1 protein-coding gene is annotated in these 454 nt (G+C 23.1%); it reads left to right on the plus strand.

Annotation, left to right across the window (positions count from 1 at the left end; genetic code table 11):
- On the plus strand, positions 1-265 hold a 265-nt coding region (locus J8281_RS19080), incomplete at its 5' end, for a hypothetical protein (protein ID WP_210199245.1).
- Between the last annotated feature and the right edge of the window lie 189 nt (positions 266-454).

Below are 454 nucleotides of genomic sequence, written 5' to 3' on the forward strand. Positions count from 1 at the left end.
GAAAAGTATTTATAAAAATACGATAACTCCTGAAAAACAGTTTAAAGATTATGATTTTCAATATAAAGTTGTTTCTAATAATGAATTGAACACTAAAATTTTGAACAAAGAGAATATATATTATTTGATGTATACTAGATTTAATCAAATTAAGATTTTATCAATTATAAATAGTTTATCTGGTGATGTTATCTATATGACTCAAGAGAACTCCCACAATGTCAAACCTAAAGATTTGAAGCAGATAAGTAAACTAATAAAATAACTCTAGTCTAAACAGATTATTTATGAATAAATTCTTCATGGTACTTTTTTTGTTTTCTTTTTTGAATCTATTATCTCAAGAAAAACATTTAAAAGTTTATTTGTACAAATCAAGTAACGATTATAAGAATGGTATTAAAGAATTAGCAGGTAGATATTTAGATTATAGTTGGTCATCTACTGGTAGTTT

This window comes from Aquimarina sp. U1-2, from assembly GCF_017897595.1.
Classification (GTDB): domain Bacteria; phylum Bacteroidota; class Bacteroidia; order Flavobacteriales; family Flavobacteriaceae; genus Aquimarina.